The 14,506-nt window shown below is 70.0% G+C and carries 13 protein-coding genes and 1 pseudogene; 4 read left to right on the forward strand and 10 right to left on the reverse strand.

Going from position 1 to position 14,506, the window contains the following annotated elements:
• Positions 1–476: pseudogene (locus VGD32_RS02130) on the reverse strand (phenylalanine 4-monooxygenase); the annotation flags it as partial.
• A gap of 76 nt (positions 477–552) precedes the next feature.
• Positions 553–867 carry a heat shock protein HspQ gene (gene hspQ, locus VGD32_RS02135; protein WP_331030257.1) on the reverse strand — a complete coding sequence of 105 codons (315 nt, stop codon included), beginning with the start codon at positions 865–867 and terminating at the stop codon, positions 553–555.
• Positions 868–1,013: 146 nt separating this feature from the next.
• Here hspQ and VGD32_RS02140 point away from each other — a divergent pair, with 146 nt between their 5' ends.
• Positions 1,014–2,126 carry a Ppx/GppA phosphatase family protein gene (locus VGD32_RS02140; RefSeq protein WP_331030258.1) on the forward strand — a complete coding sequence of 371 codons (1,113 nt, stop codon included), beginning with the start codon at positions 1,014–1,016 and terminating at the stop codon, positions 2,124–2,126.
• Positions 2,127–2,132: 6 nt separating this feature from the next.
• Here the strand turns inward: VGD32_RS02140 and VGD32_RS02145 are convergent, their stop codons facing one another.
• From VGD32_RS02145 to gyrA, 5 genes are read right to left on the reverse strand one after another with little or no spacing between them, the layout of a single operon-like run.
• Positions 2,133–3,020, reverse strand: coding sequence for a peptidylprolyl isomerase (locus VGD32_RS02145; protein WP_331030259.1), 888 nt, complete (start codon positions 3,018–3,020; stop codon positions 2,133–2,135).
• 29 nt (positions 3,021–3,049) lie between these two features.
• Complete coding sequence (locus VGD32_RS02150; RefSeq protein WP_331030260.1) at positions 3,050–3,889, reverse strand: peptidylprolyl isomerase; 840 nt, start codon at positions 3,887–3,889, stop codon at positions 3,050–3,052.
• A 7-nt stretch (positions 3,890–3,896) separates the two neighbouring features.
• Positions 3,897–4,379, reverse strand: coding sequence for a pantetheine-phosphate adenylyltransferase (gene coaD, locus VGD32_RS02155; RefSeq protein ID WP_331030261.1), 483 nt, complete (start codon positions 4,377–4,379; stop codon positions 3,897–3,899).
• 49 nt (positions 4,380–4,428) lie between these two features.
• Positions 4,429–5,235: an aminotransferase class IV gene (locus VGD32_RS02160; protein ID WP_331030262.1), complete on the reverse strand. Its 807-nt coding sequence runs from the start codon at positions 5,233–5,235 to the stop codon at positions 4,429–4,431.
• 3 nt (positions 5,236–5,238) lie between these two features.
• Positions 5,239–8,004, reverse strand: a complete 2,766-nt coding sequence (gyrA, locus tag VGD32_RS02165) for a DNA gyrase subunit A (RefSeq protein WP_331030263.1) — start codon at positions 8,002–8,004, stop codon at positions 5,239–5,241.
• 124 nt (positions 8,005–8,128) lie between these two features.
• Here gyrA and VGD32_RS02170 point away from each other — a divergent pair, with 124 nt between their 5' ends.
• Positions 8,129–8,704 (forward strand): superoxide dismutase family protein, encoded by a 576-nt coding sequence (locus VGD32_RS02170; RefSeq protein WP_331030264.1) that lies wholly within the window; start codon positions 8,129–8,131, stop codon positions 8,702–8,704.
• Between the two features lie 46 nt (positions 8,705–8,750).
• Positions 8,751–9,794 carry a 2OG-Fe(II) oxygenase gene (locus VGD32_RS02175; RefSeq protein WP_331030265.1) on the forward strand — a complete coding sequence of 348 codons (1,044 nt, stop codon included), beginning with the start codon at positions 8,751–8,753 and terminating at the stop codon, positions 9,792–9,794.
• A gap of 115 nt (positions 9,795–9,909) precedes the next feature.
• Here VGD32_RS02175 and VGD32_RS02180 read toward each other — a convergent pair whose 3' ends face one another.
• From VGD32_RS02180 to VGD32_RS02190, 3 genes are all read right to left on the reverse strand, one after another.
• A complete protein-coding gene (locus VGD32_RS02180) occupies positions 9,910–10,272 on the reverse strand; it encodes a response regulator (RefSeq protein ID WP_331030266.1) in 363 nt (120 codons plus the stop codon).
• Positions 10,273–10,278: 6 nt separating this feature from the next.
• A complete protein-coding gene (locus tag VGD32_RS02185; RefSeq protein WP_331030267.1) occupies positions 10,279–12,033 on the reverse strand; it encodes a PAS domain S-box protein in 1,755 nt (584 codons plus the stop codon).
• 129 nt (positions 12,034–12,162) lie between these two features.
• Positions 12,163–14,013 carry an ABC transporter transmembrane domain-containing protein gene (locus tag VGD32_RS02190; protein WP_331030268.1) on the reverse strand — a complete coding sequence of 617 codons (1,851 nt, stop codon included), beginning with the start codon at positions 14,011–14,013 and terminating at the stop codon, positions 12,163–12,165.
• Between the two features lie 133 nt (positions 14,014–14,146).
• Here VGD32_RS02190 and rpmE point away from each other — a divergent pair, with 133 nt between their 5' ends.
• Complete coding sequence (gene rpmE / locus VGD32_RS02195; protein WP_324775138.1) at positions 14,147–14,371, forward strand: 50S ribosomal protein L31; 225 nt, start codon at positions 14,147–14,149, stop codon at positions 14,369–14,371.
• Positions 14,372–14,506 lie beyond the last annotated feature (135 nt).

Raw genomic sequence — 14,506 nt, forward strand, 5'->3', positions numbered from 1 at the left:
GCCGCCCGCTGCCCGCCCTTGCCGTAAGCCTCCATATAGGCGGCGAAGTCGGGGTCGGTCAGCATCGGCACGTGGCCGAAGACGTCGTGGAAGATGTCCGGCTCCTGCAGATAGTCCAGCTGGTCCGGCTTGCGGATGAACTGGCCCGAGGGGAAGCGCCGGTTGGCCAGGTGATCGAAGAACACCTCGTCCGGCACCAGGCCGGGCACGCAGACCACGGTCCAGCCCGTCAGGGCCTGCAGCTTGGGATTCATGGTCTCGAAGTCGGGAATGCCGCCGGTGTTGAGGTCCAGCGCCGTCAGGCCCTTGAGGAAGACGTCCGAGGCCCGGCCCGGCAGGATCTTCATCTGACGGGCGTAGAGGGTGTCCCAGGTCGAATGCTCGACCTCCGTATAGGCGGCCCAGTCCTGCGGGATGGTCCAGTCCGCGGCCGCGCCCTCGGGCGGGGCTTCGAACACGTGCTCGAAATCGGACATGGCGCGCTCCTGCTTCCCGGACTCTGGCGGTCCCTTGCCCGCAATCTAGAACCCGGCCGCCGCCTGCGCCAGCGCGTCAGTGAATGGCGTGGGCCTTCGGCGCATGACGGCCGTGGGCGTCGACGGTGAACCAGCGCTGCTCCGCGTCACGGGTCACCGCCGCCAGTTCCGGATCGTGCTCGAGCGCGTCCTCGGGCGCATAGGCGACGAACCCGCCCTCCGCGCCCAGCGCCAGCACCTGATAGAAGGGCTGCTGTGGCGAGATCGCGCCGGTGTCCGCCGGATTGCCTGCGAAGACCGGATCGACATCGATCACCACCCCGCGAAAGGCGGACTCGCGGTGGCGGACGATCTGGCCCAGGCCGAATTTGGCGATGATTTCATCAGTCATGCGGGCAGTCTGGCGCAGGCAACCTGAGCCGCATGCCGACCGCGCCGTTCATTTTCGCGTCAGTGTCCTTGGCGCGGCGGCGGCGGCGGGTCTAGGTTGTCCGGGACGGGCGCCGCTTCGGACCGCCCACCTTGAAAGTTCGGCCCATGCCGGAGACCGACGGCGCCCCCGCGGGCGTTCAGCGGTCCCAGCGCTCCGGGTCCGGCGGCAAGCGCGCCCGTGGCGGCGCCTCCGGCGGATCAGGCGCTTCAGGTCGGGAGCCGCCCCTCTACGGGGCGCTCGATCTGGGGACCAACAACTGCCGGCTGCTGATCGCGCGCCCGGCGCGCGACGGCTTTCGCGTGGTCGATTCCTTCAGCCGCATTGTCCGCCTTGGCGAAGGCCTGTCGCGCACCGGCCGGCTCGACGACGCGGCCATGGAGCGGGCCTATGAAGCACTTGTGCTGTGCGGCGAGCGCGTGGCCCGAAAGGGGGTCGAGTCCACCCGTCTGATGGCGGTCGCCACCCAGGCCTGCCGGCAGGCCGAGAACGGAACCGCCTTCATCGAACGCGTCCGGGAAGGCACCGGCCTGCGGCTGCGCATCATCGATCCGGTCGAGGAGGCCCGGCTGGCCGTGGAAGGCTGCATCAACCTGTTCGACGACAAGGCCGAGGCGGTCCTGGTCGTCGACGTGGGCGGCGGATCGACCGAGCTCAGCTGGTTGAAGCGTACGGACGGCGCCTTCGTGCTCGAGGGCTGGATGTCCGCGCCGATCGGCGTCGTCACCCTGGCCGAGCGCCACCCCGAGCCGCCCGGCGCCGCGAACGGCGTGCTTCTCGCCTGGTACGAGGACATGGTCGCCGATATGGGCGAGGCCCTCTCCCAGGCGCCGGTCGATCCGGCCCTGCGCGAAGTGTTCGCGGCCGGCCGGGGCCATCTTGTCGGCACCTCGGGCGCCATCACCAGCCTGGCCGGCATCCACCTCGGCCTGCGGCGCTACCAGCGAAATCTCGTCGACGGCCTGTGGATGACGCGCGGCGACTGCGAAAAGGCGGCCGAACGCCTGAAAGCCATGGGCCCGAACGGGCGGGCCGCCGAATCCTGCATCGGCCCCGATCGAGCCGACCTGGTGCTGGCCGGCGCCGCGATCATGGAGGCGGTGCAGCGCGCCTGGCCTTCGGAACGCGTCCGGGTCGCCGACCGCGGCCTGCGCGAGGGCCTGCTGCTGCAGAAGATGCGCGAGGATCGCCGCCCGCGCCGGCGCCGGCGCCGGCGGTGAAGCCGCTCAGTTCGTGACCTGCACCGGCAGGGTCACGTCGCAGACCGAGAAATCGGCGCCGCGGGCGGCGCGCGTCTCGTCGACCAGCGCCCGGAAGCGCGGCGAGTCGGTCGCCAGAACCTGCGCCGCCGGCCGCTCCGCCTCGGGCAGGTCGGCAGCGACGCGGACCCGCGTCATCCGGTCCGGCTGGGCCTGGGCCATCATGCCGTTCTCGCCGTCGCCGACCTGCAGCGAGCGAACCACGTCCAGTCCTCCGACCGTCATTCCCCAGATGGTGTAGCGCTTGTCCAGCGCCGGATAGGCCTGCCGCATGATGAAGAACTGGCTGTTGGCGGTATCGTTGCCCTCGTCCCGGGCCATGCCGGCCACGCCGGGGCAGTACAGTCCCCAGCCGTGCACCTTGCCGTCGCCGCTGGTGGCGAACACGGCGTCCGGCTGGGTCTGCACCGGCAGCGAATGCAGGAAGCCGATGCGGGCGCCGGCGGGCTCGGCCGCGGCCGCGAACGGCATGGTCGTGTCCCGGCGGAAGGTGAACTCGGCCTTCAGATCGGGATAGGGACTCTGGCCCTCGCCGTTGCCCAACGGATCGCCGGTCTGGGCCATGAAGGTGTCGATCACCCGGTGCCACGGAATGTTGTCGTAGAAGCCGCGCCGGGCCAGCAGCCTGATCCGCTCGACGTGCAGCGGCGCGACCTCGGGCATCAGCTCCACCAGAATGCGGCCGCGCGTGGTGTCGACCACCAGCAGGTTCTCGGCCGGAACCGCACGCCATTCCATCGCGGCGATGGTGGTCTCCGGCGTCGGCGGCGGCGGCGGCGGCGGCGTGTCCTGCGCCACGGCGGGCGCGGCCAGCGCGGCGGCGGCCAGCAGGGCGGCGGCGGATATCGGCTTCATGGTGTCCTCCCCAGGATCCGGACGGTGGATCAGCCCCCGACGACCTCGACCGGCGGCTGCACATCGCAAATGTCGAAGGCGGCGCCGCGCGCGGCGCGGACGCGGGCGATCTCATCCTGCAGGGCCGCGCCGGTCGCCACGCGGACGCCCGGACGCTCGGCCTCCGGCAGGGCCGCCGCCGTGCGGGCGCGCGTCATCACGTCGGGATCGGCCACCGCGCCGTTTTCGGCCTCGGAGCCGGCCTTGAGCGCACGGACGACGTCCATGCCGGCCACGACCCGCCCGAACGGCGAGTATTTTCCGTCCAGCTCGTCCTTGGGTCCGGTCATCAGGAAGAACTGGCTGTTGGCGCTGTCGGGCGAACTCGCCCGGGCCATGCCGACGACGCCGGGGCAGAACCGCCCCTCGGCCCCGGCCTTGAAGTCGGCCGTGACCATCATCTGGGCGTCAGGCTGGGTGACGACCGGCATCGAGCCGAACAGGCCCGCCTGCCCTCGCGGCGCCGCCATCACCGGCACGAAGCCGCCGTCGCGGCCGCGCCGGAACTGGAATTCGGCGGCCAGATCCGGCAGGTCGCTGCCACCCTGCCCGGTCCCCATGGGGTCGCCGGTCTGGGCCATGAAGTCCGGGATGACCCGGTGAAATTTCAGCCCGTCGTAGAAGCCCTGGTCGGCCAGGCCGCGGACGCGCGCCACCGCCTGCGGGGCCATGCGCGGCTCCAGCTCGACGAGGATGCGGCCCTTGGCGGTGTCGATCACCAGCAGGTTCTCGGGCGCGACCGTGCGCCAGTCGGCCGGCGCTGTCTGGGCGAAGGCGGGCGCGGCGGCCAGCAGCGAAAGCGAGAGCGCGGCGGCGGTGACGATCTTCAAGCTGTGTCTATCCCTTGACTTTGGCCCGCACCGCCGCGGCGACGGTAGGGCTGACGAAACTGTCGATCGCGCCGTCCAGCCGGGCGATCTCCTTGACCAGCCGCGAGGCGATGGCCTGATGCCGCGGGTCGGCCATCAGGAAGACCGTCTCGATGTCGGCATTGAGGCGCTGGTTCATCGCCGTCATCTGGAACTCGTATTCGAAGTCGGCGACGGCGCGCAGGCCGCGCACGATGATGTTGGCGTCCAGCGACTCGGCGAAATGCATCAGCAGGCTGTCGAACGGGCGCACCTCGACCTTCCCGCCCAGGTGCGCGACCTCCGCCCGGACCATGACCACCCGCTCGTCCGTGGTGAACAGCGGGCCCTTGTCGTCGTTGCGGGCGACGCCGATGACCAGCCGGTCGACCAGCTTCACCGCCCGCCCGATGATGTCCATATGCCCGTTGGTGACGGGATCGAATGTGCCTGGGTACAGGCCGATGCGCATGCGTTCCTCCCCGCCTTCCCGGTGGTCTAGCAGGTGCGAAACCGGCGGCCTAGATCGGCTGACAGGGCTGTGATGCCCAGATCGCCTTCAAGGTTTCCAGCGGGACGGCGCCTGGATCGAACACCTGATCGTCTATCGACGCCACCGGACAGGCGGGCGTGGCGCTGTTGCAGACGAAGGCCCCGTCGAAGCCGGACAGATCCTCCAGCCGGACCGCCTGGACCCGGCTGGGCACACCGCGGACCTCGAGACCGCGTTGCAGCAGGGTCAGGGTGACGCCCGTCAGCATCGGCGCCTCAGGCCAGACCACCTCGCCGCCGCGGACGAAGCCGATATTCCACAGGCTGCCTTCGGAAATCCGGCCGGTCCCGTCAGCGAACAGGGCGTCGTCGAAGCCGGCCGCGCGGGCCAGCCTGCGGGCGCGGATCAGGCCGAAATTGGCGGTGTGCTTCAGGTGAGCCGCCTCCCGGACATAGGTCTGGGCCTGCAGCCGCAGGCCGTCTTCGGCCAGCGGGAGCGGCGGCGGAAAGACGCCGATCATCACCTTCGGCCGGCCCGTCCAGTCGGGCGTGCGCGGCCAGACTTCGGGCGAGAACAGGCTCACGCGCAGCCAGCAGTCGCCGCGGCCCGCCACCGCCCCGCGCATCAGATCGCGCAGGCGGTCCTCGCCCGCCGCCTCGCCGAACAGTTCCTGCGCCGACGCTTCCAGCCGGGCCAGATGCAGATCCAGCCCGCGGACGCCGCCGTGCTCGACCCGAAACGAGGTGTAGGCGCCGTAGTTCGCCAGCGCCAGATAGGTCAGATCGCCTTCTGAAACGGGCTCTCCGTCCACCAGCAGGGCGCGATCTGCGGCCATGGATCAGGCGTCGCCGCCTTCACCCTCCGCCCCGTCCAGGTCCGCCCCCTCGTCGCCGCCGGAGTCCGGCAGCCGCTCGACCGACACGACCCGCTCGCCTTCCGCCGTGCGGAAGATGGTCACGCCCTGGCTGGCGCGGCCGACGATGCGGACCTGGCCCACCGGGGTGCGGATCATCTGCCCGCCAGAGGTGACCAGCAGCAGGTCGTCGCCCTCCTCGACCGGGAAGGACGCCGCCAGACGCGTGCCGGCCCGGCCGCCGAGGCCGTGCGCCGTCAGCCCCTGCCCGCCGCGTCCGGTGCGCCGGTACTCGTAGGCCGAGGAGCGCTTGCCGAAGCCGGTCTCGGTGACCGTCAGGATGAACTGCTCGGCCGCGCCCAGTTCGGCGATCCGCTCGACCGACAGGGCCGTGTCCGCGACCGCTTCGTCGTCGGCCTCGACCGGCGCATCGTCCTCGTCGCCGGCGGCGCGGCGCATGGCGTTCGCGTGTTTCACATAGGCGGCCCGCTCTTCCGGCGTCGCGTCGACCCGGCCCAGCACGGCCATGGAGATGACCTCGTCGTCCTTCTGCAGGCGCACGCCGCGCACACCGGTGGAGTCCCGGCCCTTGAACACCCGCACGTCGTCGGCCTTGAAGCGGATCGCCCGCCCCAGCGCCGTCGTCAGCATGACGTCGTCCTCGGCCGTGCACAGGGCCACCCCGACCATCCGGTCGCCGTCCTCCAGCTTCATGGCGATCTTGCCGGCCCGGTTGACGGTGGCGAAGTCGCTCAGCCGGTTGCGGCGCACGTCGCCGCTGCTGGTGGCGAACATGATGTCGTAGTTGCCCCAGTCCGCCTCGTCCTCCGGCAGCGGCAGCACATTCATGATGCTGTCGCCCGGCTCGATCGGCAGCAGATTGACGAAGGCCTTGCCGCGCGACTGCTGGTTGCCCAGCGGCAGCCGCCAGGTCTTCAGCTTGTAGGCCTTGCCGTTGGTGGCGAAGAACAGCACCGGCGTGTGCGTCGAGGCCGAGAACACGCCGACGACCGCGTCCTCGTCCTTCATCGACACGCCCGAGCGTCCCTTGCCGCCGCGGTGCTGGGTCCGGTAGGCGTTCAGCGGCACGCGCTTGACGTAGCCGCCGTGGGTCACGGTCACGACCATGTCCTCGCGCGGGATCAGATCCTCGTCTTCCAGCTCGAAATCGCCGTCGCCGATCAGGGTCCGCCGCGGCACGGCGAACTCGTCCTTCACCTTCAGCAGATCCTCGCGGATCACCGCCAGGATGTTGGCCCGGTCGCTCAGCAGGGTCAGGTGGCCCTGGATGGTGTCGGCCAGGCTGCGCGCCTCGCCGAAGATGTCGTCGCGGCCGAGGCCGGTCAGGCGGCTCAGCGTCAGGGCCAGGATGGCGCGCGCCTGCTCGTCCGTCAGGTTCAGCTTGTCGCCGTCGATCAGCATCGAGCGCGGGTCGGCGATCAGCTCGACCAGGGCGATCATGTCGCCCACCGGCCAGCTCTTGCCCTGCAGCCGCTCGCGGGCCTCGGTCGGGTCGGCCGACGAGCGGATGATGTGGATCACCTCGTCGATGTTGGCCACGGCCACGGCCAGGCCGACCAGCACGTGGCCGCGGTCGCGGGCCTTGGCCAGTTCGAACTTGATGCGCCGGACGACCACCTCCTCGCGGAACTCGAGGAAGGCTTCCAGCAGCTGACGCAGGCCCATCTGCTCGGGCCGCCCGTGGTTCAGCGCCAGCATGTTGACGCCGAACGAGCTCTGCATGGCGGTGAAGCGCCACAGCTGGTTCAGCACCACGTCGCCGGAGGCGTCGCGCTTCAGCTCGATCACCATCCGCATGCCGTCGCGGTCGGATTCGTCACGGACGTCGGAGATGCCCTCGATCCGCTTCTCGCGGACCATTTCGACGATCCGTTCGATCAGGGTCTGCTTGTTGACCTGGAAGGGCAGCTCGGTGACCACGATGGCCTCGCGGTCCTTGCGGATCGTCTCGATCGTCGCCTTGCCGCGCACGATGACCGAGCCGCGGCCCTCGCGCAGGGCGTTGCGGGGCGCCGAGCGGCCCATGATCTCGCCGCCGGTCGGGAAGTCCGGCCCGGGCACGATGTCCAGCAGCCGGTCGTCGGCGATGCCGGGCTCGTCCAGCAGCGCCACGCAGGCGTCGATGATCTCGCCGAGGTTATGCGGCGGGATGTTGGTGGCCATGCCGACGGCGATGCCGCCCGCGCCGTTGACCAGCAGGTTCGGCAGCCGCGCCGGCAGGACGACCGGCTCCAGCTCCTTCTCGTCGTAGTTCGGCTGGAAATCGACCGTGTCCTTGTCGATGTCGGTCAGCAGGGCCGAGGCGGCCGGAGCCATCCGCGCCTCGGTGTATCGCATCGAGGCCGGCATATCGCCGTCGACCGAGCCGAAATTGCCCTGGCCGTCGACCAGCATCAGCCCCATCGAGAACGGCTGGGCCATGCGCACCAGCGCCATGTAGACCGAGGCGTCGCCGTGCGGGTGGAAGCGGCCCAGCACGTCGCCGACCACGCGGGCGCATTTCGAATAGGGCCGGTCCGGCGTCATCTTCAGGTCGTGCATCGAATACAGGATGCGGCGGTGCACGGGCTTCAGCCCGTCGCGCGCGTCCGGCAGGGCGCGCGACACGATCACGCTCATGGCGTAGTCGAGATACGAACGGCGCAGCTCGTCTTCGATGGTGATGGTGGAGATATCGCCGCCTGCGCCCGACGAAGGGGGCAGGGCGTTGGTATAGCTGTCGTCGGTCAAGGAAATCGGGCTTTAAATGGCCGGAATCGGAACGTGATCCGCTAACCGGTTTTCTAGCATCCGGGGGCTGGGGTGGCAAAGCGAAGCCGCCGATATAGGCCCCTCTGCACAGGGATTTTGAACCATGCGCGCCTTCCGCCTCTCCGCCTTCGCCCTTCTGCCTCTCGCGGCCGCTCTGGGCGGCTGTGTCAGCGTCACCGCCAACGACCGGTCGCATCGTCCGGAGCGGGCCGCGGTGGGCGATTTCGGCGAGGCGACGCTGTTCAACGCCGCGGGCGCCAATGTCGGGCGGGCCATACTTACCCAGGGCCCGACCGGCCTGCTGATCCGCATCGAGGCCGAGGGCCTGACCCCCGGCTGGCACGGCGCCCACATCCACGCCACGGGCCAGTGCGCGGCGCCCTTCACCTCCGCCGGCGGCCACATCAACCATGGCGAGCCCAAGGCTCCGCACGGCCTGCTCAATGCCCAGGGTCCCGACGACGGCGACCTGCCCAACGTCTTCGCCGACGCCCAGGGCCGCGTCCGGGCCGAGATCTTCACCCCGAACGCCCGCATCGCCCGGACCGGACCCGGCCAGTGGCTGTGGGACGCCGACGGCTCCGCCCTGGTCCTTCACGCCAGCATGGACGACCACGCCAGCCAACCCATCGGCGGCGCGGGCGACCGGGTGATCTGCGGCGTCATGGCCGCCGGCTAGGCGAACGGGCTTGTAAAGGTCCCGCCACCGCGGGCATCGTTCCCGGATGGCCCTCCTGTACGGCGATCCCGCCCCGGCCTTCGCGACCGGGGGCGTCAACAACCCCCGCTATGTCTTCGACACGGCGGCCGGGCGCTATCTGCTGCTCGCCTTCGTCAAGGCCGGTCCCGACGTCGCGAAGGCGGTCGGGACGCTGGAACGCAGCCGGGGCGCGTTCAACGACGTCCACGCCAGCGCCTTCCTCGTCGTGGTCGGCAAGGACAAGGCGCGCAAGAGCCGCAGGGACTCCGTTCCCGGCCTGCGCTTCCTGTTCGACGCGGACGGCGCCGTCGCCGACCTCTACGAGGCGCGTGAGGCCGAGCGCTGGTTCCTGATCGATCCCGCCATGCATGTCATGGCCGCCGTGGGGCCGGATCAGGCCGGGGCGCTGGTCGATCGTATCCCCACCCTGCCGCCGCCGGCCGAGCACGGCGGCTTCGCGGCCACGGCGCCGGTGCTGCTCGCCCCGCGAATCTTCGAGCCGGCCTTCTGCGAGCGGCTGATCGCCCTCTATCGCGAGATCGGCGGGACCCCTTCCGGCTTCATGCGCGAGGTCGAGGGCGTCACCACCCTGATGATGAACGACCAGCACAAACGGCGCTCCGACGTCCTCGTCGAGGACGAGATGCTGCAGAAGCAGGTCGTGGCCCGGCTGACGCGCCGCCTGCTGCCGCAGATCGAAAAGGCGTTCAATTTCAAACCGACCCGGATCGAACGCTATCTGGTCGCCCGATACGACGCCGAAACCGGCGGCTTCTTCCGCCCGCACCGCGACAACACCACCAAGGGCACCGCCCACCGCCGCTTCGCCGTCTCGATCAACCTCAACGCCGACTACGAAGGCGGCGATCTGAGATTCCCCGAGTTCGGCTCGCGCACCTACCGGCCGCCTCCCGGCGGCGCCTGCGTCTTCTCCTGCTCGATCCTTCACGAGGCGACCCCCGTCACCCGTGGCGAACGCTTCGCCTTCCTTCCCTTCCTCTACGACGAGGCCGCGGCGAAGGTGCGCGAGGAGAACCTGAAGTATCTGGACCCGGCGCTGACGGCGTAGCGCGCCTCGCCCTCGAGGAAAAATGGGTTGGGGGTTGGAGCCGGACAGTCCTCCGCTGCCGACCTTTCACGCAGGGGTAAGGACGGCGACGCGTCAGAGACCGGCTACCGGTGGGCTAGCCGAGAGCGCGGCGCAGCGTCGCTTCAACGTCCCGTCGGCGGAACGGCTTGGACAACACCTGCACCGCGGCGAAGCCGGGAGGGGCCCCGTTTGGCCCGTAGCCGCTGGCGAAGGCGAAGGGCAGGCCGCGATCCGAAAGGGCGGCCGCCACCGGATCGACCCGCTGACCCGCCAGATTGAGGTCAAGCAGGGCGAAGTCGAAACCGCCGTCGGCGATGCACGCCAGCGCCTCCGCCACGCTCGCCGCGCTCGCGGCGACGACGCAGCCGAGATCCTCAAGCATGGTCTCTATGAGCATGGCGACGGCCGCCTCGTCCTCGACGACGAGAACCCTCAGACCTTCAAGGGCGACCGTCACACCGCGTCAGACCGGGAAGCCGAAGCGGCATTCCAGGCCAGTCCGCTCGAAGCGCTGCTCCAGATCGCCTCCCAGGTCCTTGCGGATGGTCCGCTCGATCAGCCGATGGCCAAAGCCCTGCCGGGCCGGCGGCTGGACCGGAGCTCCGCCGCGCTCGAGCCAGGCCAGGTTCAGTCGGCGGTTCTCGCCGGCCACATCGATCGACCATGTCAGGTCCAGCCGCCCCGTCGGCGAGGCGAGGGCCCCGTATTTGGCGGCGTTGGTGGCCAGTTCATGGATGATCATGCCCAGGGCCAGCCCGACCCGGGCGGTCAGCATCAGGTCCGGCCCGTCCAGTCCGATGTTCGCCGCCACGTCGTCCCGGTAGGGCGCCAGCTCCTCCTCAAGCAGCTCAACAAGCCCGACGCCGGCCCACTGGCGGCGGGTCAGGAGGTCGTGCGCCCCGCTGAGCGCGATAAGTCGATCCTCGAACCGCTCCGCGAAGGCTTCCGGAGTCGAGCGCTGCGTCTGCAAGGCGATAGATTGCACGGTAGCCAAGGTGTTCTTCACCCGGTGGTTCAACTCGTCGATGAGCACTTTCTGGGCCTCGTCGGCCCGCTTGCGTTCGGTGACGTCGACGAGGACGTTGATGGCCCCGACCACGGCGCCCGCGCAGTCGCGCAGCAGGGTGGGATAGGGCGTGAACGTCAGCCTCGACCCGTCGGGCCGCTCCGCCACCGCCTCGACGCCGCGCAACTCCTCACCCGTCATCAGCGCCAGCGCCATCGGGCAATGCTCATGCTCGAGCGGCGTCCCGTCCGGCCAGAAGAGCCTCCACGTCACGCACCAGCGGTCTACGCCGACGGTCGGACGGCGGCCCGCCAGGGCGGCCGCTGCTTCGTTGAAATAGGTGATCCGCCCATCGGAATCGGTCGTGTAGACGGCCGTCGGCAGGGCGTCGAGGAGCTCCCGCGAGCGGCGCTCGCTTTCCTGAAGCCGCAGCTCCGCTTCGCGCCGCTCGCTTACATCCTTCACCACCCGGACGCCATGCGAGAAGCCGCCGCCCGCATCCCTGGCCGTCGAACTCAACACCTCAACGTGGACCACCTCGCCGCCCTTGCGGATGTAGCGCTTGTCGATGCTGTACCGATCGCGGCGGCCGGCGACCTGATCGGCGTAGAGGGCGGCGTCTTCGGCCCAGTCGTCGGGGTGGGTCAGATCGGCAATGCTCATGTCGAGCAGCTCTTCGCGGCTGTAGCCGGTCAGCGCCTCGAAAGCAGCGTTTACCCGGACCAGCCGCCCATCCCGGTCGGCGTCAGCGATGCCCACCGTGACACTGTCATAGGTGGCCAGTAACTGTCGCTCGGCCGCCAGCCGGGCCGCGTCCGCCTCCCGGGCGGCCGAGACGTCGATGGTGAAGCAGCGGGTGTTGATGAACGCGCCGTCGCGGAACAGGACGCTGGAGCTGATCTGCACATGTTTGATCGAGCCGTCGCGGGCGCGCAGCCGGGCGGGATATTTGTCGAGCCGTTCGCCCCCGCCGAGCCGGCGCAGGATGTCGGCGATAACCTCGGGGTCGGCGTGGAAGTCTGCGATGGGGCGCCCGACGTACTCTTCGGGCGCGTAGCCCAGAAGCTCCAGCTCAGCCTTGTTGGCCCGCAGAATTACACCGTCCCGGTCGACGATATGCAGGCCGATGGAGCCATTCTCAAAAAAGTCTTCAAAATCCGGATCGGCCGCCGCCCCGGGCCGCAACTTCTGTTCCAGCACTGGCGAATGCATCGACGTCCCCCCGGTCGCGCTACGCGCGCCCATCACGGTCCAACGCTCACGCCCGTCCCATGTTCCGCGGACGACTGCAACGCCGCGGGTTGTGCGGTGACACGGGTTCGCGATTTCCGGGCGACGGGATCAGTCCGCGCGGAACTGCAGCTCCGCCAGACGGGCGTACAGCCCCCCGCGCGCCATCAGCGCCGCGTGGGTCCCCTCCTCCACCACCCGGCCGTCGTCCATCACCACGATGCGGTCGGCCCGCAGCACGGTGGCCAGACGGTGGGCGATGACGAGGGTGGTGCGAGTTTCCATGGCCTGATCCAGCGCCGCCTGCACCAGCCGCTCGTTCTCGGCGTCGAGGGCCGACGTCGCCTCGTCCAGCAGCAGGATCGGCGCGTCGCGGACCAGCGCCCGGGCGATGGCCATGCGCTGCCGCTGGCCGCCGGACAGGCTCTTGCCCCGCTCGCCCAAGGGCGTGTCGAAGCCCTCGGGCAGGGCCTCGATGAAGCCCAGCGCCTGGGCCTCGTCGGCGGCCGCCCGGACTTCCTCCACCGTCGCGGCTTCCCGCCCGAAGCGGATGTTTTCGCTGGCGGAACCTGAGAACAGCGGCGCTTCCTGCGAGACCCAGGCGAAGCGGCCGCGGACCGCCACCGGATCGGCCTCGCGCACGTCGACGCCGTCGACCGAGACGACGCCGGACTGCGGATCGTAGAAGCGCAGCAACAGGCGGAAGACGGTGCTCTTGCCGGCCCCCGACGGCCCGACCAGCGCCACCGTCTCGCCGGGGCGTACGGTCAGGGAGAAGCCCTTCAGCGCCGGCAGGTCGGGCCGCCCCGGATAGCTGAATTGCACCGCCGACATCGACACTTCCCCGACCGGCGGTTCCGGCAGGGTCCGCGGCGCGGCGGGCGCCGCGATCGACGGCTGGCTGCGCATCAGTTCGTCGATCCGCTCCATGGCCCCGGCGGCCTTCTGCACATCGCCCCAGCTCTCGCCCAGCGCCCCGACCGCCCCCGCCGCGAACACGGACAGCAGCACGAACTGCAGCAGCGCCCCCGGCGTCATCCGCCCGGCGATCACGTCCTGGGCCCCCAGCCACAGCACCAGGGTCACGCCTCCGAACATCACGCCGATGATCATCGCGGTCATCAGGGCCCGGGCCCGGATGCGGACCAGCGATACGCCGAACGCCGCCTCGACCGCATCGCCGAAGCGGGCGATGGCGCTCTTCTCGCGGCCGAAGGCCTGCACCGTCTCGATGGCGTCGACGCTTTCGCCGGCGAAGCCCACGGCGCTGGCGAACCGGTCCTGCGAGGCCACGGTCAGCCGGCGCACCTTGCGGCCGAACAGGAACAGCGGGCCCAGCAGCAGCGGCACCACCAGCAGCACCAGCCCGGTCAGCTTGGGGCTGACCACGAACAGCAGCACCGTCCCGCCGATCAGGGTCAGGGCGTTGCGCAGGGCGTACGAGACCGAGGTCGTCAGCAGCGTCTCGACCAGGGCGATATCCGTGGTCAGGCGCGACAGCACCTCGCCGGTGCGCATCTGCGCGTAGAAGGCCGGATCCAGCGTCAGCACCCGTTCGAACAGGCCCTTGCGCACGTCGGCGATGACCCGCTCGCCAGTCTTGGTGACGAAGAAATAGCGGACCGCCGTGGCGAGGCCGAGGAACAGCGCATTGGCCGCCAGCACCAGGAACCACAGGTTCAGCTGGGCCCCGCCGTTCTCGAAACCGTTGTCGATCGCGCCGCGCGCGGTCACCGTCAGGGCCAGCGAGGCGGTCGTGGACAGGATCAGCCAGACCCCCGCCATGGCCATGTGCCCCTTGTGGCGCAGGGCGTACGGCAGCAGCCGGGCCAGCGGCCGGATATCGCGCCGCTTCGCCCGCCGCTGGCCGGCTTCGCTCATCTGCTCGGCCAGAAGCGCGCCGGCGCCCGGCCGTCCGCGAAGGTCGGCGGCGTCGGGGGCTGGGGCGGTCGTGTCTGTCATGGCGCGCGCCTCTTGCCCCGGAACGGCCCCCGGTGTAAACGGCGCCGCTCATTCCCGCCCCTCGCTGGCGGGTTTTCTCATTTTCGCGCACGGACGGTCGGCATCGTCATCGCGCAGAGACCGGATAACGACCATGAAGGCCGATACGCACCCCGACTACCACTTCATCACCGTGACGATGACGGATGGCACCACCTACAAGACGCGCTCCACCTACCAGAAGGAAGGCGCCGTCCTGAACCTCGACATCGACCCGCTGACGCACCCGGCCTGGACCGGCGGCAACCAGCAGCTGATGGACCGCGGCGGCCGCGTTTCGCGCTTCAACAACAAGTTCGGCGGCTTCATCAAGAAGTAAGCGGTCTGGCTTTGGGGCCACACCCTCGTCGAAGACGATCACGAAGGCGTCGGTCCCCGGACCGGCGCCTTTCTGTTTGTCCGGAACGCCGATAACATCCCCGCGTTGGGCCACTTGGGCGTGAACGCAGATCCT

It is taken from the genome of Brevundimonas sp., from assembly GCF_036402095.1.
In the GTDB taxonomy this organism is placed as follows: domain Bacteria; phylum Pseudomonadota; class Alphaproteobacteria; order Caulobacterales; family Caulobacteraceae; genus Brevundimonas.

Excerpts from the sequence above, each read along its gene's own strand:
- VGD32_RS02145 (WP_331030259.1), bottom strand. The coding sequence starts at position 3,020 with ATGAAGCCGATATCCGCCGCCGCCCTGCTGGCCGCCGCCGCGCTGGCC.
- VGD32_RS02160 (WP_331030262.1), bottom strand. The coding sequence starts at position 5,235 with ATGGCCGCAGATCGCGCCCTGCTGGTGGACGGAGAGCCCGTTTCAGAA.
- rpmE (WP_324775138.1), top strand. The coding sequence starts at position 14,147 with ATGAAGGCCGATACGCACCCCGACTACCACTTCATCACCGTGACGATG.
- VGD32_RS02170 (WP_331030264.1), top strand. The coding sequence starts at position 8,129 with ATGCGCGCCTTCCGCCTCTCCGCCTTCGCCCTTCTGCCTCTCGCGGCC.
- VGD32_RS02140 (WP_331030258.1), top strand. The coding sequence starts at position 1,014 with ATGCCGGAGACCGACGGCGCCCCCGCGGGCGTTCAGCGGTCCCAGCGC.
- hspQ (WP_331030257.1), bottom strand. The coding sequence starts at position 867 with ATGACTGATGAAATCATCGCCAAATTCGGCCTGGGCCAGATCGTCCGC.
- VGD32_RS02185 (WP_331030267.1), bottom strand. The coding sequence starts at position 12,033 with ATGCATTCGCCAGTGCTGGAACAGAAGTTGCGGCCCGGGGCGGCGGCC.
- coaD (WP_331030261.1), bottom strand. The coding sequence starts at position 4,379 with ATGCGCATCGGCCTGTACCCAGGCACATTCGATCCCGTCACCAACGGG.
- VGD32_RS02175 (WP_331030265.1), top strand. The coding sequence starts at position 8,751 with ATGGCCCTCCTGTACGGCGATCCCGCCCCGGCCTTCGCGACCGGGGGC.
- VGD32_RS02190 (WP_331030268.1), bottom strand. The coding sequence starts at position 14,013 with ATGACAGACACGACCGCCCCAGCCCCCGACGCCGCCGACCTTCGCGGA.